This window comes from Lunatibacter salilacus, assembly GCF_009797935.1.
Taxonomy (GTDB): Bacteria; Bacteroidota; Bacteroidia; order Cytophagales; family Cyclobacteriaceae; genus Lunatibacter; species Lunatibacter salilacus.
The window spans coordinates 259,584-284,344 of record NZ_VOLC01000004.1; the positions used below are offsets into that span (position 1 = coordinate 259,584).

General features: G+C 43.4%; 18 protein-coding genes. 9 read left to right on the forward strand and 9 right to left on the reverse strand.

The genetic code is table 11. From position 1 onward, the window contains the following. Positions 1-227 precede the first annotated feature (227 nt). From FQ608_RS07775 to FQ608_RS07805, 7 genes are all read right to left on the reverse strand, one after another. Entirely contained in the window at positions 228-707 is a 480-nt protein-coding gene (locus FQ608_RS07775; RefSeq protein ID WP_234364120.1) for a DUF6644 family protein, read from the reverse strand. Between the two features lie 2 nt (positions 708-709). Continuing rightward, positions 710-1,063, reverse strand: coding sequence for a DUF6152 family protein (locus FQ608_RS07780; protein WP_158857256.1), 354 nt, complete (start codon positions 1,061-1,063; stop codon positions 710-712). 483 nt (positions 1,064-1,546) lie between these two features. Continuing rightward, positions 1,547-2,275: a lysophospholipid acyltransferase family protein gene (locus FQ608_RS07785; protein ID WP_158857257.1), complete on the reverse strand. Its 729-nt coding sequence runs from the start codon at positions 2,273-2,275 to the stop codon at positions 1,547-1,549. 147 nt (positions 2,276-2,422) lie between these two features. Further along, the gene (locus FQ608_RS07790; RefSeq protein WP_158857258.1) at positions 2,423-4,264 is read right to left on the reverse strand and encodes an alkaline phosphatase; all 1,842 of its coding nucleotides are present in this window, start codon (positions 4,262-4,264) and stop codon (positions 2,423-2,425) included. Positions 4,265-4,340: 76 nt separating this feature from the next. Further along, positions 4,341-5,447 (reverse strand): LamG domain-containing protein, encoded by a 1,107-nt coding sequence (locus FQ608_RS07795; RefSeq protein ID WP_158857259.1) that lies wholly within the window; start codon positions 5,445-5,447, stop codon positions 4,341-4,343. Between the two features lie 373 nt (positions 5,448-5,820). Then, positions 5,821-7,374, reverse strand: a complete 1,554-nt coding sequence (locus FQ608_RS07800; protein ID WP_158857260.1) for a RagB/SusD family nutrient uptake outer membrane protein — start codon at positions 7,372-7,374, stop codon at positions 5,821-5,823. 13 nt (positions 7,375-7,387) lie between these two features. Then, positions 7,388-10,459 carry a SusC/RagA family TonB-linked outer membrane protein gene (locus FQ608_RS07805; RefSeq protein WP_234364121.1) on the reverse strand — a complete coding sequence of 1,024 codons (3,072 nt, stop codon included), beginning with the start codon at positions 10,457-10,459 and terminating at the stop codon, positions 7,388-7,390. Positions 10,460-10,963: 504 nt separating this feature from the next. Between FQ608_RS07805 and FQ608_RS07810 the strand changes: the two genes are divergently transcribed. Further along, positions 10,964-12,124, forward strand: a complete 1,161-nt coding sequence (locus FQ608_RS07810) for an AGE family epimerase/isomerase (RefSeq protein ID WP_158857261.1) — start codon at positions 10,964-10,966, stop codon at positions 12,122-12,124. Between the two features lie 153 nt (positions 12,125-12,277). Here the strand turns inward: FQ608_RS07810 and FQ608_RS07815 are convergent, their stop codons facing one another. Then, positions 12,278-13,360 carry a bile acid:sodium symporter family protein gene (locus tag FQ608_RS07815; RefSeq protein WP_234364122.1) on the reverse strand — a complete coding sequence of 361 codons (1,083 nt, stop codon included), beginning with the start codon at positions 13,358-13,360 and terminating at the stop codon, positions 12,278-12,280. Between the two features lie 215 nt (positions 13,361-13,575). Between FQ608_RS07815 and trkA the strand changes: the two genes are divergently transcribed. Genes trkA through FQ608_RS07830 form a run of 3 tightly spaced genes read left to right on the forward strand, consistent with a single transcriptional unit; the run spans position 13,576 to position 17,175 of the window. Continuing rightward, complete coding sequence (trkA, locus tag FQ608_RS07820) at positions 13,576-14,922, forward strand: Trk system potassium transporter TrkA (protein WP_158857262.1); 1,347 nt, start codon at positions 13,576-13,578, stop codon at positions 14,920-14,922. A gap of 2 nt (positions 14,923-14,924) precedes the next feature. Beyond that, a complete protein-coding gene (locus FQ608_RS07825; RefSeq protein ID WP_158857263.1) occupies positions 14,925-16,376 on the forward strand; it encodes a TrkH family potassium uptake protein in 1,452 nt (483 codons plus the stop codon). A 10-nt stretch (positions 16,377-16,386) separates the two neighbouring features. Continuing rightward, positions 16,387-17,175 carry a PhzF family phenazine biosynthesis protein gene (locus FQ608_RS07830; RefSeq protein WP_158857264.1) on the forward strand — a complete coding sequence of 263 codons (789 nt, stop codon included), beginning with the start codon at positions 16,387-16,389 and terminating at the stop codon, positions 17,173-17,175. Between the two features lie 51 nt (positions 17,176-17,226). Here the strand turns inward: FQ608_RS07830 and FQ608_RS07835 are convergent, their stop codons facing one another. Then, positions 17,227-18,045 carry an HAEPLYID family protein gene (locus FQ608_RS07835; protein WP_158857265.1) on the reverse strand — a complete coding sequence of 273 codons (819 nt, stop codon included), beginning with the start codon at positions 18,043-18,045 and terminating at the stop codon, positions 17,227-17,229. Positions 18,046-18,664: 619 nt separating this feature from the next. On the opposite strand from FQ608_RS07835, the gene argB reads away from it, so the two are divergent. Genes argB through FQ608_RS07860 form a run of 5 tightly spaced genes read left to right on the forward strand, consistent with a single transcriptional unit; the run spans position 18,665 to position 24,729 of the window. Then, entirely contained in the window at positions 18,665-19,489 is an 825-nt protein-coding gene (gene argB / locus FQ608_RS07840) for an acetylglutamate kinase (protein WP_158857266.1), read from the forward strand. 1 nt (position 19,490) lies between these two features. Beyond that, positions 19,491-20,693 carry an aspartate aminotransferase family protein gene (locus tag FQ608_RS07845; RefSeq protein WP_158857267.1) on the forward strand — a complete coding sequence of 401 codons (1,203 nt, stop codon included), beginning with the start codon at positions 19,491-19,493 and terminating at the stop codon, positions 20,691-20,693. After that, complete coding sequence (argC, locus tag FQ608_RS07850; RefSeq protein ID WP_158857268.1) at positions 20,683-21,729, forward strand: N-acetyl-gamma-glutamyl-phosphate reductase; 1,047 nt, start codon at positions 20,683-20,685, stop codon at positions 21,727-21,729. Before FQ608_RS07845 ends, argC begins: the two co-directional genes overlap by 11 nt. 16 nt (positions 21,730-21,745) lie before the next feature. Beyond that, positions 21,746-22,957: a bifunctional glutamate N-acetyltransferase/amino-acid acetyltransferase ArgJ gene (gene argJ / locus FQ608_RS07855; protein WP_158857269.1), complete on the forward strand. Its 1,212-nt coding sequence runs from the start codon at positions 21,746-21,748 to the stop codon at positions 22,955-22,957. Between the two features lie 38 nt (positions 22,958-22,995). Beyond that, positions 22,996-24,729: a M14 family metallopeptidase gene (locus FQ608_RS07860; protein WP_158857270.1), complete on the forward strand. Its 1,734-nt coding sequence runs from the start codon at positions 22,996-22,998 to the stop codon at positions 24,727-24,729. Positions 24,730-24,761: the final 32 nt, after the last annotated feature.

A 24,761-nucleotide genomic window follows, 5' to 3' on the forward strand; every position in this document is an offset into this window, starting at 1 on the left:
AATCATAATAAAATTTAAAGCTGAATACGGATTAAAAGAACCTTGGGGATGCGAATTCGAGGCCGCAAGTTAAAAAATTCTTTTCGAATGGCTCTACCTACTATCAATTGTTTAAGTTAAATCGCAAAGAGAGCAACTATTAGCTCATTCAAGTAAAAACAGGATGGGAAAGATAATTAACCGTTGAATAAATTGAAGTTGCTTTGATGAAAGGAATTTCCAATCACTTAATATGCCAACCATCTTCCGTAGGCAATTACGGCAGTCCAGACAATTAAAGAAATTGTTGCGGAAACTTTTACCCGTAAGGGAAAAGGGTTACCAGTTTCGAATTCACTAATTTCAGAAAAAAAAAACCTGTGGAAAATCAGGACATTCATCCCGCCCAATAATAACAATCCCATTTTAAGCCAAAAGGTAGTGTCTGTCCCAAGAGACTGGGCATTTGTAATAAACAGTAAAAATCCCGACGGTATAATTAGTAAAAAAAGCCCTCTTTGAGACCATGGCAATATGTGGCGGGCTAGGACGCCTACATGAAGTTTTCTGGAAAAGCCAAGCAAGCGCAGATCAAACATAAATGCCGCACCCACCATCAGGACTATTCCCAAAATATGAATCACCTCCAAAGCGGGATAGGCCCATAGCGACTGACGGACAGCTATCGCCATGGAACTGTTTTCCAGCCATTCTAGACTCTCCAGCACGCTTAACGCAATTCGTATTTTTCCCCGTCTATATAGATTCTCTCCGCACGCATTTCCCCTTTTTCTGTTTTATGGGGATAAGCTACCAATCTGGCAGAGGTTCCCTTTTTTATCGCGTCCGCTGAAAGTCCCCTGGCCGTCATCCGGCTGGCGGGGGCCAAATATACCGACCAAATTTCATCCTCGTATTTTACCTTGGCCATGGTATGCGGATTTTCAAAGGTGGATTCCTCAATAACGGTGGTGAAATCCAACACCTTTGTCTGATCGTAACTTGACCATCCATGGTGTCTGACTATAAAGGAACCCAAAACCAGAATAGAAACAACAAATAATAAATTAGGTAGATTTTTCATGACGGATTGAAGTGAGTACTAGTTAAAATTAATTAATAAATGGCTGAATGTCAATAAAATATTTTCAAAATATCTCTGGGATTTTTATCAATTTATGCTTTACCATAGGGGATTTACGTTTCATTGTGCTTAGATCCCAACTATATAAATTATACCAAATAAAATTTAAGAGGCATTTGGGGTATGGAGCGACTTATCGGTTTCACTTTCCTCTCATATGGCCTTATATATCTCATATGGTTTAAAAAATTATTAACCATATAAGATATATAAGAACATATAAGTTTTTTTATTTTTTGGTTACCCTAATGGGTTGCAGGTTTCATTTTTCCTAGACCCCATTTAGTGTCTAAATAATTTTATTTTCGAAAGATAATTTTTTTACGCTAATTAGGAATTAGAAAAGTTTTTATATTTTTATTTCTAGGGAATGATAGGTAAACAATTCATTTTTCAGAGTGAGGATTCAATTAAAAACATCCATCACTCATGCGTCAATATCATGGCCTCCAGCCTGTTAAAACACCTTTCCTTAAAATTCAAAACTGCCTCTTCACCCATATTGGCAGGTGGTAGGATCGGCGCGGAAAAATAGATATCTACCGTTCCCGGCCACAAGCTAAGCTTTTTCTTGGGCATAATCTGGGCGGCGTTGATGATGGCCATGCACATAACAGGCGTTTGCGTTTCTATGGCTAGCCTAAATGCTCCGTTGTAAAACGGCAATAAGGCTTCTTTGGTGTCATTGCGGGTACCCTCAGGAGCCACCACAATGGAATAGCCGGCCTGAAGAAACTGGACGAGTCTTCCCAAACTCGCCTCCCTGGAACGGATATTTTTCCGGTCTACCCAAACCGCATACTGGCTGATAACCCATCCGAACAGGGGGATATTTCTGATTTCCTTCTTTCCCAAGGCCTTAATTTCCTGGGGGATAGACATGGGTATTGCCGGGGCGTCCAGAAAGGAACGGTGGTTGAAAATATAAATATAGGGTTGCTCAAGGGAAACATGCTCCAATCCGTGGCACCGAAACTTTATTCCCACCAGCATAGACCACATACGGGCCCATAGCCGGATGACCCTATAGGATAATTTTATGCCCTTTGGAGGAAAGAAGGAGGGAACCAGAATAAAAAGTCCGAAACCCAGCATGAGAATAAAGAATACCAAGATGGCGTAGACGCTGTAAATAATGCGGAATACCTTCATGCAGTTTTTTGTGCAAAAGTAATCCTCAGTGTCATTTTATAAAAATATTGACTCCAAATCAGTTAGATATTTTTAATTTTCTCTATTCACCTACCCCAAAATCAAATAAAATGGCAACATCTAGAATGTCGTATATCCAACATTTTTTCACTTCTGGTATTTTTCAATTAGCCGTACAATCTTGTGAAATACCTCGGTATTTTCATAAACACCCCGGAATTCCCCGGCATGCGGCCCGTATGCAAAAATTGGGACGGGTACACCTGTATGGTCATGGGTGGAAAATTCCATCTCGACTATACCTTTTCCAATATTTCCTTGTGGTAGAGTAGCACCTCCTGTTTCGTGGTCAGCAGTAATGATAACAAGTGTCTGACCGTCTTCATCGGCAAATTTCAATGCTGCTCCAACCGCCTCATCAAAATCCATACCTTCTTCCACCACTGTTTCTACATGGTTACTATGTCCTCCGGAGTCGATATAGGCAGCTTCTATCATCAAAAAGAACGGGGCGTTTTTAGCATTCATAAATTGAAGGGCTGCGTTTGTGGCATTTTTCAAATAATCCTGACGGCCCTGTGCAACTCGGGGAAGTCCATGATTGGCTGCGAAGTATCCCACCCTGTCTGCTTTCGATTGGGCTAATGCATCCAGCCCGGAAAGCAATTCAAAGCCGACGTCTTCCAAATTTCCGATTTCATCCACATCATAGCGGAGAAAATCGTTTTTCCCTCCCCCAATAAAAAGATTGATAGGGCTCTTGGCGAGATCGCCCGCAATTTCTCGGATCAGATCACGCTCAGTTTGGTGGGCGTAAAATGCCCCCGGCGTTGCTCCGGTTACATTGTCGGTGGTTATAATGCCCGTTGTAAATCCATATTGTTGGAGATATTCGGGTAGATTTTGTGCCGGGCTTCCATCAGGCAATGCACCCACACTTCTGTTTTTAACTTTTTGTCCGGTGGAAAGTGCCGTTCCGGCGGCGGCGGAGTCGGTCGTAAAATCATCTGCGGCTTGCGTTTTTATTAACCCCAAATTTTTCAAGGTGGCCAGTGATAGTTGATTGCCGTTGCCATAAAGGGCTGAGGAGAATTGTGCAAGCCCAAACCCGTCTCCAATTAGCAAAATAACGCTCTTTATGGGCAACTCTTTTCCGTCGACCTCAAAGGTAGGCGTATAAATTTCTTTTTGGTTAGGACTGGAATAGAGCCTTTTTGGTAATGTAGACAGGTACGATTTCGCCGCATAGGGCATGTCGGTATTGATATAATCAACCCCAAGTTCGGACAATGCCTTCCAGGAAGTTTTGCTGTCCGGAGTTGCCCAAAACCTGAAGGGTTTACCAAGGGAATGGGCAATGCCTATGGCTTCTTCTAACCTTTCCTGATGGGAATCAATAAGCCTTCCTTTCCCATTCCAGTCCGAAAAGCGACCAAAGCTTAGGCTTATCAACGCAATTTTCTCCATTGGTAAGTCATCGATCTCGGTGATGCTTTGATAGTCAAATAAGATGTGGTCGGGGTAATTGGTATAGTCGGATGCTTTGGGACGGTTACCGGAAATAACGAAGGTAACTAATGGCGGTTCTCCAGCTGATGAGGTATAAAGTTGGCTATAAGGAGCTACCGCCTCCTGAATTTTCTCCAATGTACTGTAGGCCTCCGTCTTTATATCGATCAGTAGTTGGAAGGGTTTTCTATTGTTTATTTTCAGTTCATAGGCCACCTGAATGGGATCCAGATATAGTGATTTTAGAGTCCGTTCCGGAGCTATAGTCTCTGTTTCATGGGCTACATAAAGCTCACCATTGAGAAGGATAACGTCTGTCTCGATAGATTCCAGCCCATTGGCATAGGCTTCCCAAAACGGTGCGGTACGTATGTAATCGTTATGACTGTGGATATTGGGATTATCCTGCGACCAAGTCAATATTGGAAGAAACAACAGAACTAACAGAGTTGGTAGCGAGGTTTTTTTCAAAAATGTCATGATAATTAAGTGAAATGGTAAAATAGTTGGGCCTAAACTACCGTCTAGGCCCAACAACAAACAAAGCTAGTGGTTTTTAATCAATTTTAGTGGCTTGATAGACTTCCTGAATTTGTGATGGAGTCAGGGCATAGTCATAAATGACAATGTTTCTATATGCAGCGCCTAGGCGGTCACCATAAGAACCGGTTCCGTCTTGATTGATGTAGATGGGGCTGTCGTTGTCGATATTGGTAGAAGTCATGGGCCTTTCGGCCGATAAGTTACCATCCACATAGATAGAAGCATTGCCAGCCCGGTTAAAAACACCCGTGATAAAATGCCACTCACCTGTCATCCATGGCGTACCACCTTCTCCCACACTCGGTTCTGCAAAATCGACTTTGCCAACTCCAGCTTCTCCGGCTACCAACCTTAAATTGCCCCGTCTATAGGCTAAAACCCATCCGGTATTATTAGAACTGCTCCACGCCATAGTTCCGATCATGGCTGGATCACTGATGTCGTGGTCTGTTTTAAACCAAAAACTAAAGGAAAAACTCCGGTTATTTCCAAATTTGAGAAAAGAGGCATTTTCCACCTCCAAGCAGGAGATTTCATTCGGCTTAAAGGTGGCAATAATGCCCTGATTATTAGGTGCCGGAGCTAGGCTTCCCACATTGATAGGCGTTGTCTTCAACTCAGTGACGGACCCATCAGCCCGTTTGAAACTGACAGGGGATGGTACATCGTCGCTTACCAAATAGGTATAAGATTTCATCGACGGGTAGCTAAAACCCTTTACGCCCTCATCTTTAAAGTATACGTGAAATAACAAGGGAGAACTCTGCGCAAACGGCACGTTTAAGTCTGCTACAGGGTAGGTAAAGTTTGCATTAGTTCCATCCACCTGAATGCTGGTCAAGAGTTCCCTGTTTAATAGGCTCACTACATCGATTTTGTCAATGTCATAGGTGGATTCGATATCCAGCTCTACCATCATATTGGAGCGGTAGAAATCCTGAAATTCATTATAAGGACGGTCATCATTCGGTTGATAGGCCTCACCTGTCCTTGGGTTGATGTGGGAAAAGGTAACCGACTGACCAAGCAGCCTGTCGTCTACCGGAATGGAGTCATCGGAATTGCATCCTGCCAAAATCGACGATAATGTTAGCAAGACTAGGAATAGCTTATTTTTCATGTGTCTATAATTGTTTTTCAGTTGTCACATGGAATCTCGCATGGCGGATAGTCATCCCAGTGTGTGTCGCTTGCGTCATGCTCGATTTCATGTGTTTATAATTGTTTTTCAGTTGCCACATGGAATCTCGCAATTATAATCATCCCTCCGTGCGTCGCCTGCGTCATGCTCGATTTCATCAGTTTATAATTTTCTTTTAATGGTCAGATGGAATCTTCGCATGGTTGATAATCATCCCAGTGTGGGACGTACTCGTCATGCTCGATTTCATGTGCTAAGATTTAATGTAATAGAATAAGTAGTCAACCTTTCCTCCGGCAGCAAAACAGCGTGTTTTACTGTCGGGGAAAGATAACCTGAACAGATTAAGGGATTACCATCCCTGATTTTGTGGGATGCCGGAGATTGCAATTGTGTTGGGCGGAATCGGCCATACATGATGAATCTGGGGATTGAAGGTCCTGCCTGGCCATACTTCATAGACTTCAAAATCGGAGTCCGGATCTGTCTTGTTGAAATGGTTTCTTCCGGTGGCGGGTTTCGAATAAGCTTCCTGGGCATCGCCCCATCGGATCAGATCCAAGTGCCTATCGGCATATTCAGCTGCCAACTCAACCCTTCTTTCCTGCTTTAGATCTTCAAGCGTTGCACTGCTTTTTGGAGAAAGACCTGCCCGTTCCCTCACTTGATTTAGCGGTCCGTCTCCGTTTTGTCCTTGCATTATCAGTGCTTCTGATTTCAGCAGTAGGATCTCAGCAAAACGGATAAGGGGAATGTTCAAATTGGTAGTTACGTAGTTTCCATTGGGGTTCAGGTGCACTTCTTCGGGAAAACGGTAGGGATGCATGTATTTGTTGATTTGAATACCTGTCCAAGAGTTACCGGAATAGTATCTTCTTGGATTTCCCAAAAAGGTAAACGAATCTCCAAATTCCAACAAGGTGGCATTCTTTCGGTAGTCTCCTTCCTCGAAGGCATTATAGAGTTCAAGGGTAGGAGAGAAGGTCCCCCAACCGTTATACAATCCCCAACCTGTATTTTCCAGCATAACACCTGGAAGAATTTGACCCCGCTCGTTGCTGGATACGGTAGAAAATACATATTCGGAGGAGAAGTTATTGTCTACGTAAAATACGCTCGCAAAATCCTCAGCCGGATTACCGGTATTGATAAGTGCACGGCCAGTAGGTGAATTGATGACCATATCGGCGTAAGTCACGACGCTTGCCCATTTGCTGGCATCGTGATGTGCCCAATACAGAGCGTTTTTTGCTAGGAACGCATGAGCGGCATCTTTATGGGCCCTACCTAAATCAGTAGATGAATAAGTGGTGAAATAAGGAAGCAACTCGGCAGCTTTCAACAGATCTGATTCTATTTGCCTGTAGTTATCTACAACACTGGCAGGACGTGTGAAGGATAGGTCCTCCATATTCTCTTCAGTTACTATGGGAATGCCCGCTCTGTGGTCGGCAAACCGTGGCGAAAGCCAAAAATAGGTATGGGCACGCATAAAATATGCTTCTCCCAAGGCTCTGTTTTTCAGGGATTCGCTGATGTTCATTTCCGGAACATACTTTATAATATTATTTGCACGCTGTATTACGGTATACATTCTGGGATAGATAGGAGCCATTCGACCTTCCTGTCCGGTTGCTTGAAAATTCCGTATAGCAGCAGCCGCGGCATCGGTCCTGCCCTGCATAATATCGTCCGATGCGGCTATAAGGTACATAAATGCCCTTCCGAACAAATTGTCATCATCCCAATGTTGGTATAGACCGTTTACTGCGGTCACGGCATCCTCTTCGGACTGCCAAAAGTTACCGGAGGTAGGGCTGCCAAGTGGAGTCAGCTCTGTGAAAGTGTCGCTGCAAGAACTGCTGACTATCAGTAGTATCAGGAAAATTTTAACTATGTGTTTCATGGTTAGCTACGTTTTAGAAATTAAGATTCAGGCCTGCGGAGAAAGTTCTTGGTACCGGAAAGGTACCGTTATCGATTACTGCTCCAGAACCTACTTCGGGATCAATGCCCGAATAGGGAGTAAAGGTTACCAGGTTCTCAGCAGATACATATAACCGAACATTGGATCCGCTCCTTACCCGGCTCAATAAATTTTCCGGCACGGTATATCCTAAAGTGAAGTTTCGAATTCTTAGATAATCACCTTTTTCCAGGTACCAGTCGGATGGCTGCCCAAAGTTACCGTTAGGATCTTGGGTGGATAGTACTGGTATCGTTGCATTCGGGTTTGATGGCGTCCAGGCATCCAGTACCCTTCTGTCCAAGTTATACCCTTGAAGTCCGGCATTGTATGCGGTATGTTTGTACCCGTTAAAAAGCATAACGCCACCTACTCCCTGACCAAAGATGGACATGTCAAAATTCTTGTACTCTAAATTAACTGTAAGTCCATAGGTAAAAGCAGGCATTGCATTTCCCATAAATACCCGGTCATCATCGCTGATTCTGCCGTCGCCGTTGACATCCCGAAAGATAAGGTCACCTGGTCTGGCATTTGGTTGGATCTTCGTACCGTCAGCATTTACGTAAGCTTCAATTTGGGCTGCATTTTGGAATATTCCGTCATTGGGAATCAGGTGGTATGAAAAAAGAGGCTGGCCAGGCTCACTTCGAAATGGTCTCACCGTCCCTCGCAAATCGTTTCCATGCGCAATAAAATCATTAGTAAACTCGTCCAAATCCAACAGTTCATTGTTAATGGTAGATATATTACCATTTAGCCTGTACCGAAGTTGTCCGATTTCTCCCGAATAGACGGCGGTCAATTCTATTCCTTTATTTAATACCGTACCCACATTTGAAAGCGCCCCAGTTGGTACACCGGAATGCGGATCCGGATCGTTTCTAAGAATCAGTCCACGTGTATACTTCTCGTAATATTCTGCGGACACCGTTAACCGATTGGACAAGAAGGCCATGTCCAAGCCAATATTAGCCGTCTCAGACCGCTCCCAACGCAAGTTGGAGTTTGACATTTCATTCAAGGATACGTGTCTGTTTCGTGTTCCGGGTTCACCCAAGATCACGTTGTTTCCAGATGCCAGAGGAATATTGAACGCATACAATCCTACAGACGAAATATTACCTATTTGACCCCATGAGCCTCGTAGTTTAAGCAAATTTACGGCAGCAGAATTGAAGAAGCTTTCCGAAGAAATTTTCCAAGCACCGGAAATGGCAGGGAAGAAGTCTGTTTTGGTGTTGCTGTGAAGGCGGGAAGTTTGATCTCTTCGGGCACTGCCCATAAAGAAATAGCGGTCGTCATAATCATATGTAATCCTGCCGATAGCGGATGTTAGGGCATCTTCATTGCCATAGGCGTCAGGGACACGAAGGATGGTTGTGGCATTGCTGGCATATTGAAACCAGTCGTCCTCCCGGTCAAAGTCCTGAACCTGATAGCTGAAAGCTTCCTCCTGACGGAACTGGGCAGTATATACTGCGGTCAGTCCTAAGTTATGCTTGTCAAAGGATTTGTTGTAATTCAACTGTTGATCCCAAATCCAGCGACTGCTGTTCCCTGCACCCTGATTTAGAAAGTTCATATTACTGGGTCTGCCGATTTCCGGCGCACGGGGGCTAAAATTCTTATCTGTCCAGCTCCAAAGGTCCATGGAAAAGGATGACTTAAACGTCAGGTTCTCCAAGATATCATATTCCGCATAGGCGATTGCGTTGATGTTCAACCTCGGATTTTTTATATTGGGACGTAAAAGTAAGGACACTGGATTGTAGGTGTCCCCATAAGCTCCTGCAAACTGGGAGAGCTCGAATGGAACTGTTCCGTGAAACTGACCAAATTCATCATAAACCGGAGCAGCCGGGTTCATGTAAATGGCATTGATAATTGCTCCACTATAACTGCTACTGGTATTTACCCCTTGGGATGTGGAATGGTTTACATATACATTCTGTCCGATCCGAAGTTTGTCAGTCAGATCATATTCTGATTTTAACCGGAAGGAAAATAATTCAAAATCGGTATTTCTCAAAATCCCCTCTTTTTTGTGGTATCCAAAAGAAGTGCTGAACCGGCCTCTTTCACTTCCGCCGCTTAGCTGCAAATTTGCGTTTGTAATAGGCCCTGCTTGGAAAATTTCGTCCATCCAATTTGTCCTAGTCACTTGGCTCCAAGGGTTCAAAAGGGGATCATGCGCTGCTTGGGGAACTGCGCCGGCATGGGCTGCGGCCCCTCTGTAAGCACTGGCGTATTCCTCGGCATTTAGTGCCTCTGGTGTTTTGTATGCAGATTGTACTCCCTGATAAATGTCCAGACTGACCTTGGTAGCTCCACTCTTTCCACTTTTGGTGGTGATAACGATGACACCTGACGCAGCCTGGGCTCCGTAGATTGCTGCTGCCGCGGCATCTTTCAGTACCACCATACTTTCAATGTCGTTGGGGTTGATTCTACCTCCATAATAAGGCATCCCATCTACTACATATAGTGGGGATTCATTCCCGAATGTTCCAACCCCCCTGATAACTACTCGGGGAGTGGCACCGGGATCACCAGATCCGGAAACAACCGTCACCCCGGCAACCTGACCCTGCAGCATATCCTGTACACTGGAGATGGGTCGGTCTACGGTACCTTTTACATTATCGAGTGACCCGATGGAAGTGGTCAAGTCCGCTCTTCGGGTGGTACCGTAACCCACTACCACTACTTCTCCCAACTGTCCAATATCTGCCTTTAGGCTTACATTAATTACAGATTGGTTGCCCACTTCTGCTTCTTTGCTTTCTAACCCTACAAAGGAGAAAACCAAAATGGCATTTTCTGAGCTGACAGATACGGTGTAGTTACCGTCGATATCGGTGGCGGTTCCGGAACCGGTGCCTTTGACCAAAACAGAGACGCCCGGTATAGGACTGTTATCCTCTTCAGATAGGACTTGTCCCCTTACAGTTCTTGTCTGTCCGTAAGCCACCGAAGCAGCTATCCAGCACAGGAACATGAGTAGGTAATAATTTTTCTTCATAATTAGCGAAATTTTGATGGTTGATAGGGTTAAAGTTAATCAAACCAAAAAAAATAAAAGTGGACAAATCTTTCACATTGGTAGACAAATCTTTCAAAAACTTCTCCTTAAATTACCTAATTGGGGTATTATTCTTTCAGTAATAATTTGGTCACACTAGGGTAGTTTTTTAGTAATATAAAAATGACCTTTTCTGCTACCGCTTTTTTCCATAATTTTGAAAATAGTGATGACCTACGCAAAGCTTTCTTGCCTAGTTGACGCTACCTTTAGAAAGGAATAGACCGATGTTGGTTTTTTCTCTTTTACTCAGCCTGAAAAAACAACCTAATTCCCTTAAATATGAAGCGAATCATTCCGGCCATTTTTCTGTGGGCATACATGTGTTTTTGGTCTTGTGACAGAACCTGGACCTATCCGCCTACGAATTTGGCTTGATAGCAGCCGAGCCAATTTGACCTTTCAGAAAACAGCCCTAAAGGAATTAACCAAAACTCCGTGATAATGAAGGAATACCTGGAATTGTATAAAACTGCGCTTTTAGAGGATGTACTTCCTTTTTGGGACACCCATTCTCCCGATAATGAATATGGTGGGTACTTTTCCTGTCTTGACCGGCAGGGGAATGTATATGATACGGACAAATTTATTTGGCTGCAGGGCAGGCAGGCATGGACTTACGCCATGTTGTATCAACGTCTCGAAAACCGACCTGAATGGCTGAAAATGTCGAAGCTGGGCATTGATTTTTTGAAAGAATTCGGGAAAGACCAGCATGGAAGCTTTTATTTTTCCATGACCCGGGAAGGCCTTCCTTTGGTCCAACCGTACAATATTTTTTCTGACTGTTTTGCCGCAATGGCATTTAGCGTGTATGGGCAGGCGGCAGGGGATGATGAAAGCCTTGATTTGGCGAAGCGGACATTCGCCAATATTCTTGCCCGGCAGGAAAATCCTAAAGGGGAGTACAACAAGATTTTCCCGGGTACCCGGCCATTAAAGGGCTTTTCTTTGCCGATGATTTTGAGTAATCTTTGTTTGGAACTTGAGCCGCTGCTTTCGAAGTCGCTCGTAGAGGAGACTTTGCAACACTGCAAAAAGGAAGTAATGGAGGTGTTTTTAGATAGGGAAAGCCTGCTGATTTATGAAAACCTAAGCCCGGAAGGCAAAAAGAGCGACAGCTTTGAAGGCCGGCTAATCAATCCGGGGCATGGAATTGAAGCGATGTGGTTTATGATGGATTTGGCATCACGGACATCAGATAGGGCTTTAATAGAACGTGCCAAGGAGGTGACATTGCGTCTTTTGGAATATGGTTGGGATAAAGAGTTTGGAGGGATTTTTTATTTTCTCGATGTGATGGGTAAACCCCCACAACAGCTGGAGTGGGATCAGAAACTTTGGTGGGTTCACTTGGAAACGCTAATTGCCTTAGCGAAGGGATATCAATTGACTGGTGACGAGCGATGTAGGGAATGGTTTGTCCGGGTACATGAATATAGCTGGCACCACTTTGCCGATCCAGAGCATGGGGAGTGGTTTGGTTATTTAAACAGAAGGGGAGAGATGTTGCTACAATCAAAAGGTGGAAAATGGAAGGGATGCTTCCATGTGCCCCGCGCTCTTTATCAAATATGGAAGACAATGGAAAAGCTTCCAGACTGACCGCAGATTTTTTTAAGCTTAAAGCGAACCTTTAAGATTCAAGATTTTTGCTACCATCACCAAGAGTTTCCTTTGAAATAGTCTTATGTGAACTATGCATCTATGTGTTAAAAAAATCGGTTTGAGTAACCAGATAGTTCATAAAAACTAGAACTACTTTTTTGATTCCTTGCTGTTCCAATACGAAGCCAATACCGAAGATGTAAAACCCATCAGGGGTCCGCATACTGCGGATGCCAGCCCTACGGTGGCGATTTTACCCATTGTTTTGGCAATGCCCGAAACCAGTCCCGCATTTTGCATACCGGTTGCAATGGAAATTGTGCGGCAGTCCTGCTCATTTAGGTTGAAAAACCGACCAACCCAATAACCGGAAAGATATCCCAATAAATTGTGGATCAAGACAGCCAGAATTAGGAGCAAGCCCATATTCAACAAACTTTCCTGCCCGGCAGCCATGATAATGGCAACTATAAGGACAATTCCGCCCATAGAAATATAAGGCATGGCTTTGTCCAGCCAAATGGCTTTTCCGGAGAGAAACTTATTAAAGAGCAATCCGGCCCCTATTGGTACCAATACGATTTGTATGATATTCCACATCATAGCCAGAACGTCAATTTCGATAAACCCATCGGCCAACAATTTCATCAGTAAAGGGATGACAAAAGGGGCGATCAAAGTTGTGACCGAAACGATGGTAATTGTCAGTGCCACGTTGGCCTTGGCCAGGTAGCACATTACCGGGGAAGCCACTGAGGTCGGAGCACAGCCCAGCAAAATAATGCCGGCGGCGATTTCCGTGGGAAAACCACTGAAAAAGGCTATGCCAAACGCCAAGCCCGGCATTAGCGTAAATTGACATCCCACTCCGACAAGCACAGCCTTCGGTGATTTTGCGAGGGCGAAAAAGTCATTTAACCCCATAGAAGTACCCATTCCAAACATGATAACTTGAATAAGGGGAGTGATCAACCCTGCGGTTTCATAGTTGCCAATAGTCAGAAAGAAGTCGGGATAATAAAGGGAGGCAGCGACTACCGACAAAATCAACAGGGTAAAGGATAATCCACTTACCCATGAAAATCCTTTTACTCCTATAGATAGTGTGGCAAGCGAAACAATTAGAAAAGGACCTGCTTCTGTAGGTTTACCGACGGAAAATAACCAGCCAACGATTGCCATCGATATCCCTGAAATGCCTAATACATAGCGGTAAATTAGTTTATTCTTCAAGCGTGATGAGTAAAAGGTTGTGGACAATTGCGTTGGTTAAAGTAACAGTTTTTTCCCAGAATCAAAATGCTGCACAGTACGGGTGATGATATTTTAAAATAAACGGGAATTGGTAAGTTTTTAAAGCGAATCTAAAAATGAAATATGTGGGTTTTCCCTAAGTTTACCAACTTTTCTTTCGTAATTTTGCACTGGTTTTAATCCGAATAGCATTTATGGCCATGAATATTGTGATTGCGGGTGCCGGGGATATGGGGTATCATTTGGCGGAGCAGCTGTGTTACGAAAACAAAGATATTATTCTAATTGACCTGGATGCGGATGTGTTGGACAACATATCATCCAGATTGGACGTGATGACGATCATGGGGGATTCTGCATCCATAGATGTGTTGAAAAAAGCTAATGTTCACAATGCAGAACTAGTTTTGGCAGTAACAACCTCGGAAAAGACTAATATAGTCACCGCAGTATTGGCCAAGCAATTAGGTGCCAAAAAAGTAATTGCCCGAGTACGAAACCACGATTACCTTTATCCGGAAAACCAAAAATACTTTTTGGATTTGGGAATAGACTCACTCATTTCCCCTTCTATGCTGTGCAGCACGGAGATTACCAAAATGATGAAAAATTCCATCTTTTCGGAGGTCATAGAATTTGAAGGGGGAAAACTTAATGTGGTGGGTATTACGTTGGACAGGTATTCTCCACTTATCAACAAGCGATTATCAGATACAAGTACTGACCCCATTTTTGAGGATATAAGGATAATCGCTTTGGTAAGGGATCAGATAACCATTATTCCGAGAGGGAACACCTATATTAGGAATGGAGACCACGTTTTCTTTATTTCCGACAAGAAGTCCGTAGATTCTATTCGGGATCTTATCCGGCACAAGCAGGTAGATATCAATCAAGTAATGATTATTGGAGGAGATGATTTGGCATATTCCACAGCCTACAAGCTGGAGGAAATATACCGTGTCACACTTATCCATAACGAAAAGGAGCGTTGTAAATGGCTTGCACAACGGTTGAACAATACCTTAGTAATACACGGGGACTACAAGAATATTTCTCTTCTCATTGATGAGGGCTTGGAGACCATGGATGGGTTTTTGGCGTTGACGGGTAGTTCAGAAACTAATATCATCACCAGCTTAAGTGCAAAAAATCACGGTGTATATAAGACTATTGCCCATGTAGATACCCGGGAATACATTCATATTTCGCACAGCATCGGGGTGGATTCACTGATCAACAAAAAGCTTGTAGCTGCCAACTATGTGAACCGATACCTCAGAAAAGGCACTGTGGAAGCGATTTCAGGAATTCACGGGGTGGATGCCGAATTTGTACAATATGTGGTTAGCAAAAACAATAGACTGACAAAAAAATCGCTGGCGGAACTCCACTTTCCGGATACGGCGATAGTTGCGGGTGTAATTCGTGGAGACGAAGTGTTTATTCCGGATGGTGATTTTCACCTCTTACTTCACGATAAGGCAATCGTGTTGGCATTACCGTCAGCCAAGCCGGTTCTTGAAAAATTATTTAATTAGGCATGATTCATTACAAAGCAATTTTTAAGGTAATGGGCGGCCTCCTGATGCTGTTGGGGGTTTTAATGATTCCAAGTATTGCATTTTCATATTATTATCAAGGCGGTGATCAATTATCCCTGTTGGCAGCTTCTGGGATCTCATTGGCGACTGGGGCCGGGATGTTTTTTTCTTTCGCCTCCCAAGATCAGAATATCCGCAAGCGGGAGGGGTATATGATTGTGGCGCTGAGTTGGCTTTTCATGACAGTCTTTGGCGCGATTCCATATTTGATCAGTGAGACTATCTCTTTCCTGCCAGATGCTATTTTTGAGACTGTATCCGGATTTACTACCACTGGCGCGACTATTTTAACAGATATAGAAGCAATGCCTGCGGGGATACTTCTTTGGCGGAGCATGACTCAATGGATAGGAGGGTTGGGCATTATCGTTTTGACAGTGGCCATTTTTCCACTACTGGGAATAGGCGGAATCGAACTTTTTGTAGCGGAGTCCCCGGGACCCACTTCAGACAAATTGCATCCTAGAATCCGGGAAACTGCCAAACGGCTGTGGTTTGTGTATGTTGGCCTGACAATTTTATTGATATTCCTTTACAGATTCGAAGGAATGTCCTTTTTTGATGCGGTCAACCATGCGTTAACCACCATGGCTACCGGGGGATTTTCTACCAAGAATGCCTCCTTGGCCTATTTCACTAATCCGGCCATACACTATACTGCAATTATCTTTATGTTTTTGGCTGGAACTAACTTCACGCTGATTTATTATGGAGTAAAAGGCAGGTTTGGCCGCATATGGGCAAGTGATGAATTTCGAGCGTATGTAATTAGTTTGGTAATACTTACGGTGGGATTAGTCGTACCAATTTATTTTCTGACAGGGGATCACTTTGAAAAAGCTTTCCGAGATACCCTCTTTCAAATTATTTCTCTGGTAACGACAACAGGTTATGTTACCGCAGATTATACTTCTTATAGCAACGGGCTAACCATTATTTTTTTCATGCTACTGTTTTTGGGCGCTTGTGCGGGGTCCACAAGTGGGGGAATAAAATTTATCCGGCACCTTACTTTTGTAAAAAACACAACCTTGGAGTTTAAACGGATTGTTCACCCCCGTGCTGTCGTTCCCTTGAAAATCAACGGAGAACGGGTCCCGGGTAGGATTATCACCCATATTATGAACTTTCTCCTGATTTACCTGATGATTTTTGTCTTGGGAAGTATTGTCATGTCCATAGCAGGGTATGATCTGCTTACTTCTTTTGGAGCAGTGGCTACCTCTCTGGGCAATGTGGGGCCGGCTATCGGTCTAGTGGGTCCAATGGATAACTTCGCATTCTTTTCCCCATTTGGCAAACTCTTTTTGAGTTTTCTGATGTTGTTGGGTAGGTTGGAGCTTTTCACCATTTTGGTGTTGTTTACCCCCTATTTCTGGCGGGCCAATTAATAGTTATCCTATGAAAAAATCACGTTATGATTATCGAATAGCTGCGGTATTTACCAATAGCACGTTGGGTTTTAAAGGCAATCCAGCCGCCGTTATAGAGACATCAGAGGAGTTGTCAACGCTTGAAATGCAACAGCTTGCTGCTGAAATAGGCCAACCGGCTACTTCCTTTTTGTCTCCCACTTCCATACCCGATACCTTTTTGATAAGGTGGTTTGCCCCAGATGAGGAAATTGGACTCTGTGGGCATGGCGCCGCTGCGGCCGCTGCATTTCTTGGCCAAAAACACCCCCAAATAGTCACCTTTACGCTCCAATATGCCGCAGGAAAGATGCAGGTCAAATACGAGGCACCTAATTCGGTCTCATTGATTATGGATCCTATACCCGTTATTAAAGAGGTGCCGATCCCCAAAGCAATTTCGGCTGGTTTGGGAATATCTCTCCTTGCCATGTATGAGACGGGCAACAAACACATCATCTTGGCAGAATCAGAATCAGCAATCAGGCAGATGGTCCCCAACTTTGAGATGCTTAGGCAATCGGAAATATTCGGCTATGCCGTAACTGCTCCCGGAGATCAAATAGACTTTGTCAGCCGCACGCTCGTACCCCACGTGCAGCAACTGGAGGACCATGCCACAGGTTCATCTCATGCCATGCTGGCACACTTTTGGTCGGGCAGGTTGAATAAGCAAAAGATGAACGCCCACCAGCTTAGCCCAAGAGGTGGTGCTTTTAAAATTATATTAGAGGGGGAAAAACTGGCTCTTAGCGGAGAATTTGAATGGTTGAATTAGATTATAGCGATACCACCTGGACAAAAGTTAGGCTGAGTCAGTCAAACGTCTTTATCGGAATTCATAAGCTAATCGAACAAAGGCATTCCACTTATCCTCCTCTAGCCCGACAGGAATACCAATCACCATTCCAACCACAATATCTTCCCATACATTCAGCGTAAGTTGCGGCCTGAAAATCATACCAATTGCACCTTCTGCTATTTGTTTATTGATCTCCAGTCCCACCATGTGGTCCTTCTCCGAGAAAGCATAATGAAAATTGGAGTTCAGATTAATAGCCCATTCCGTCTCCAATGGCCGAAGTTGCCTAGTGATTTCCGGCCCTCCCGAAAACAGGAAAAAATAGGTGTCCTGCCAGTTTTTACCTATCATATAAAAAGGTAACAGGGACATTTCCTCCAATTTAAAACCTGAATGTTGCCCTTCCGGACTTCGCATTTCCAGCACGTTCTTAAAACCAAGCCCCATACTAATCCCTTTTTTTTCATTAACATAAAAAGTGTATTGGGAGGCCCATTGTAAAAACTCCAACTGATTGTCAGGCCGCGGTACAGGTGACATTTCATTACTGAAATAGAGGGAATAAGGCAGTACGATTTCGAACCCTAGGTAGTCCACGGGAGCTATTTCATATTCTATCTGGCCGAGTAAGCTATGATGGTTGTTTCTTACCCGATTGTACCCAAAGTTGAGGTTAAGTTCATTTTCTCCTTTTCTGGCACCCAAAACTGTGGTCATATCCTCAAAGACAGGATCTGCATGCATCACTTGGGGTCTGAGGCCGGTTTCTGGTTTTTTGGGGAAAAACTGTGCTAATACGGCTGTCGGAGCTGCCAATAGAAATATCAATAGACTGATACCTTTCATACAATAGCTAATTTAATCGGTTTCCGTGGGGGGGTAAAATTACCTATTTGTAAAATAAAAAATTATATTTTAATAATGCAATTTAAATTTTTTGTGGTTCAAAATTTTACATTTGCTTCTCTATGGCAGGATTGAAAATTACCTAAATCCGTAACCTTCTAGGTTTTGTTGATAATCAGCTAGTTGTTGAAGTTTATTGGATTAAACTAGGGAGGTTTTTCTTTATTAAAATTACCTATTTAAAGAAAAGTATTACGGATTATAGGTAATTTATCGATCTATTCAGCACCCTATTTTTCATAATTATTGTTTGGACAGAATTATAATTCTCACCCGTAAGATTGTTAAAGGCATTGACTAACCATTGTTGAATTAAATGACTACAGAAGTGATCAAAAGTAATTTTATTACTTTTTTGATATAGAATTAAATTTAAATATTAATAAATATTTTTTGCAAATTTCCCATATTTTTAATACTCATTGGTACAATTTTTGTTAAAATATTTCGTGGCAGTACGTTTTGAAATGTATTTTCAGAATTTTTATTTTTAAAATTAATCAAATTGGGGATAATTGATAACCGAAAAATTTCTATCCATAATAAAAAATATACTATAATGAATAGTCAAAAAGTTCTCATCAAATACGGTGGAAATGCCATGGTGAATGAAGAACTCAAGAAGCAAATAGCGGAAAAGATAGCCTTATTGCAATCCCATGGCTACCAAGTAATTCTAGTACATGGAGGTGGACCATTTATAAACAAAGCGCTTGATGAAGCTTCCATCGTATCTACATTTTTTGATGGCCACCGATATACCAGTCCCGAGGCATTGACTTGTATTGAGAAAACACTTAAAGGTGAGGTCAACAGTTCATTAGTATCCTTATTAAATCGTACAGGTTTGAAAGCCGTGGGACTTTCAGGAAAAGATGGACAGTTTGTCACAGCTGAAAAGCGTTGGCATGTTCAATTTGATGAGACTGGCAAATCCCAGCAAGTCGATCTCGGCCAAGTAGGTGAAGTTTCCCATGTAGATACCACGCTCGTGGAGATTTTATTGAGGGAGGGGTTCACCCCTGTGATTACTTGCATAGCCGGCGACAGCGACGGAAACGAGTATAATATTAACGGAGATGTTTTTGCCGGAAAAATAGCGAGTGCGTTGGCCGTTGATGCCTATATAGTCCTTACGGATGTGGACGGTTTATTTTTAGACTTCCCGGACCCGAAATCCATTATTCCAAACCTTAAACTAAAAGATCTGAAAACCTATTACGGTTCGGTTATTCAAGGAGGAATGATACCTAAAATAAGCTCGTGTGAAGCTGCTGTTGTGGCAGGAGTAAAGCATGCTGTAATACTTAACGGAACAAAACCGAACCAAATCACGGATTATCTGCTAGAAAATAAATTATTAGGAACTACAATTACTGCATGATATGGATATTTCAAATCACTCATTACTTCAAGAAGACAAAAAGAATTATTTACCCACCTTCAACAGGCTACCTTTGGCTTTTATCAAGGGGAAGGGGAGTCGCCTTTGGGATGCGGACGGCAAGCAATATATTGATATGCTAGCCGGTATAGCTGTCAACAATGTAGGTCATTGCCATCCAAAAGTCGTCAAGGCGATCAGCGATCAAGCCAGTCAGCTTATGCACATTTCCAATTTTTTCGTCAGTCCGCCTCAGGTAGCGTTGTCAAAATTGCTAGTGGACATTGCCCATTTGGATCATGTCTTTCTCACAAATAGTGGTGCGGAATCGGTGGAAGGGGCGATTAAAATTGCCAGAAAATATGCCCATTCGAAAGGTAAAGGGGGTACGGTGCTGTCGATGGAGAATTCATTTCACGGCAGAACACTTGCAACCATAGCGACGGGTCAAGCTAAATATCAAAAAGGATTTGCCCCCATTCCCCATGGGTTTGCCCAAGTTCCCTTTAATGATTTTGACGCCGTTACGGCATATCCACACCACGATGTCGCCGCAATTTTAGTTGAACCCATTCAAGGTGAAGGTGGGATAAGGATGGCGGATCGCATGTATCTACAAAAATTGCGTAACTATTGCGATGAATTCGATATTCTTTTGATTTTTGATGAGATTCAATGTGGGGTAGGCCGTACAGGATATTTCTTTGCCAAGGACTATTATGGTATACAGCCGGACATTATGACTCTCGCCAAAGCTCTTGGAGGAGGTATGCCAATAGGGGCCTTTCTATGCAATGTAAAAGTTGGAAAAGCCATCGAATTTGGGGATCACGGGACCACCTTTGGCGGAAATCCACTAGCCTGTGCCGCGGCCTTGGCAACTTTGCGTGTGATTCAGGAGGAAGATTTATTGACCGTTGCTCAAGAAAAGGGAAAATGGTTGATGGATGAGCTCAACAAACTGAAAACTGAATTTCCGATAATCAAAGAAGTTAGGGGCTTAGGCTTGATGATAGGCGTAGAACTGGACCAGGCAGCCGCGCCGGTGATGCGGCAGCTGATGGATAAGGGAATCATCGCCAACGCGACTGCGGAACGGGTGCTTCGGCTTGTTCCTCCATTGAATATTCCAAAACAAGACTTGGAAACCTTCCTTGAAATCCTGAAATCAGTATTCACAGAAATTACAGAACATGCCAAATAAAGCGTATCGAGTATCCATCATAGGTGCATCCGGTTATACGGGTTCAGAACTTGCCCGTATTCTTATAAATCATCCGGAAGTGGAGATAGTGCATATCACTTCCGAAACTCATCTGGGTAAGAACTTTTCTGATCTGCATCCCCAGTTTATCGGGAGATTGGATATGCCTTTGGTTTCTGCGCAAAATATCTTAGCCGAAGACCAGGATGTCCTGTTTTTGGCGCTACCTCATGGGGTTTCTATGAGTTTTGTCAAACAATGGGCCGGTGAAAAAGTCAAGATAATAGATCTTTCTGGAGATTTCAGACTTAGAAATCCAAAGGTATATTCCGAATGGTATCAAAAGGAGCATATTTATCCAGAGGGGTTCAAAAATGCCGTCTATGGACTTCCGGAATTGCATGGGGAAAGAATCGCCAAGGCAAGCTTAGTTGCCAATCCCGGCTGTTACCCCACCGCTTCCATACTTAGCTTAGCTCCTTTGGTGGCAGGGGGATACACAGATCCGAAGCAAGTAATCATTGATGCCAAGTCAGGAACGACCGGCGCAGGGGTCAAGCCGTCAGAAACTACCCATTTTTCAAATGTTAACGAGAATTTCAGGGCCTACGGAATAGGGACCCATAGGCATACTATTGAAATCGAGGAACAGTTGGGAGGAATAAGTGCGGAAGAAGAAGCCCGGGTACAATTTACCCCACATCTGCTACCTGTAGACCGGGGGATATTGGCGACTGCCTATGCGAATATTCTACGGGAAATTGATCAGAATCAACTGACTACGCTATTTACTTCATTTTATAAAGGACAGCCTTTTATCCGGATCAGGAATCAGGCTCCCTCAATAAAAGATGTAAGGGGAAGCAATTTTTGCGATATATTTCCTTACTTAGACTTCCGAACCGGAAGGGTGATCGTTATTGCTGTAATAGACAATCTGGTAAAAGGAGCAGCAGGCCAAGCAGTTCATAATATGAATTTGATGCTTGGTCTTGATCAAACGGCTGGTTTAATGGATATTCCCATAAAACCATAAATTTAACTTCAAAAAAATGATTAAAAATATTACTAGTGTAAAAGGAATCAAGTGTTGGGGAGCCCATTCGGGAGTGAAATCCATGAGGAGGGACCTGGCCATTATCTATTCCTCGGTACAGGCAGCGGCAGCTGCTACCTTAACCCAAAATAAGGTTCAGGCAGAACCAATTAAAGTGACTAGAAAACACCTAAAAGATAATCGTGCGCAAGTTATCGTCTGCAATGCAGGCAATGCCAATGCATGTACAGGTGAACAGGGCAGACTTGGAGCGGAGGCTATGGCCGAGACGGTGGCCGAAATGCTTTCTATTCCCAAGGAAGATGTGATTGTAGCTTCCACGGGCCTTATCGGTGAGAAATTCCCAACCGAGGAAGTTCTGGAGGGCATTCGGACCAATATTCCCAAACTCAGTGATAATCCAAAGGCCGGGTCATTTTTGGCTAATGCCATATTGACCACGGATACTTTTGCAAAAGAGGGTTTCGTAGAATTTGAGTGGGAAGGCAACACCATCTCCCTCGGTGGGGTGGCCAAGGGATCCGGAATGATCCATCCAAATATGGCGACCATGCTTGCCTTCGTGGCAACAGACATCGACATCGATGAGAAATTGCTTCAAAAAACCCTCCAATATTGTGTAGACCGGTCCTTTAACATGATCACAGTAGACGGGGATACCTCGACCAATGACATGGTCGCTATTCTGGCAAACGGTTTGGCAGGAAACACAAAAATCACCAGTGAAGAGGATCCTTTATACTTGGTTTTTAGAGAAAAGCTTCTAGAATTATTGGTGCATTTGGCGAAATTAATTGTTTCTGATGGTGAAGGGGCCTCTAAATTCATCGAATATAGGGTTACCAAAGCAAGATCAGAAGCCAATGCACGTCTATTTGTTCGTGCCATCTCTGATTCTCTTTTAGTAAAAACCGCCATGTTCGGAAGGGATCCCAATTGGGGTCGTATCATTGCGGCATGTGGAAATGCGGGTATTACCTTTAATTATAAAAAAGCCAACTTATATCTGGGAGACAATGAAAATTTGGTCTTGGTACTCAAAAAAGGAACGCCAACCGATTTTGATAAAAATTTCATGAAAAAGCTACTCCGGGAATCCAATATACGTGTCCATCTGGAAGTTAACACTGGCAAGGCCGAAGCAGTTGGCTGGGGCAGTGATTTGACAACCGATTATGTTATGTTTAATTCTGTGTACACTACCTAATCCATTGTAATAGCCGGACTTTTTTCCCAAATTCGGCAATGAGAAAATTTTGGTGGATAGGTCTGATTTTTGGGTGTAGTGTCAGTCAGGTAGCCGGGCAAGGAGATTTTTCAACTCTTTTTGAAACCAGTAAAGGCACACAAACTCCGGAGTATGCGGATGTGATCGACTATTTTAAGCAATTAGCGGATCATTTCGAAGACATCATTATGGTGGAAAAGGGGACTACGGACAGTGGATTTCCACTTCATGTAGTCCTCTTTGATCCGCAAAGGGATTTTGATCCGGATAGGTGGCAGGCTGATGATCGGTTGGTGATGTTTATCAATAACGGGATTCATCCCGGCGAACCGGATGGTATAGATGCCTCCATGATGTTTTTAAGGGATTTGGCTTTAGGGAAAATTTCTCTCCCGCCGGGAATGGCTTTGGCTATTGTTCCTGTCTACAATATTGGTGGGCACCTGAACAGGGGTTCGTACAGCAGGGTAAACCAAAACGGACCTGAGTTATTTGGTTTTCGGGCGAATGCCCGAAATTATGACCTTAATCGGGACTTTGTCAAGGCAGATACAAAAAACGCCCAATCCTTTCAGGAGATTTTTCATTGGTTGAAGCCACAAGTATTTATTGACACCCACGTAAGTAATGGCGCAGATTATCAACATGTTATGACTCTAATTTCTACCCAGTACAATCGGCTGGGAGGACAGTTGGGAGAGTATCTTGAGTCAAGTATGGAACCCCAACTTTATCGGCATATGGAGGAAGAGGGATTTCCGCTAGTACCTTATGTCAACGCTTGGGGAGGAAAGCCTGAGGACGGTTGGCCCCAATTTAAAGACAGTGGCCGCTACAGTAGTGGATATGCGGCTTTGTTTGGAACGCTGAGCTTTATGCCGGAAACCCATATGCTCAAGCCTTATCCGGAACGCGTTTCGTCAACTTATGCCTTGTTTGAGGCCTTCCTTGCGGTAATAGAAAAAGAAGGTAAACATATTCTAGAAATGGTCAGAGAGGACAGGGCGGATCTGAAGCAAAGAGAGGTCTTTGCCTTAAACCACCAATTGGATAGGGATATGTTTCGTTGGATAGACTTTCGGGGATACAGGTCTGGGGAGAAGAAATCTGTGGTTTCCGGCCATCCCAGGCTATATTACGACAGGAATCTTCCATTTACTGAAAAAGTAAAGTTTTTTCATACTTATTCACCTGGTCTTTTTATAAAGAAGCCCCAAGCGTACTTGATTCCCCAAGGCTGGTTTTCGGTTATTGAAAATTTGAAACGCAATGGCGTTTTCATGGAAATTCTTGCCAAGGATACAAGCATTCTGGTGACCCAATATCATATAGCTGATTATCAAACAAGTAAAAACCCTTATGAAGGACATTACCTGCACAATAACATTAATATAAAAAGCTCCAAAGCGTATGTGCAATTTCGGAAAGGAGATTTTTTCCTCCCAATGAATCAGGAATCTAACAGGTATATCGTCGAAGTCCTGGAGCCTCAGGGCGAGGACAGTTTTTTTGCGTGGAATTTTTTCGATACCATACTACAGGCAAAAGAGGGTTACTCGGCCTATGTGTTTGAGGATTTGGCTGCAGAATATCTTAGCGAGCATCCCGAATTGGCGTTTGAACTTGAAAAAGCCAAAAATGAAGACGAAGCCTTCGCCCAAAACGGATCCGCACAGTTACAGTGGGTGTATGAACGCAGTCCTTGGAAGGAAAAGGAACACAACCGATACCCCATTTTTAGATTGGAGTAGTTTTGAGTCCGAATGATTCTTTGTTTTGGTCG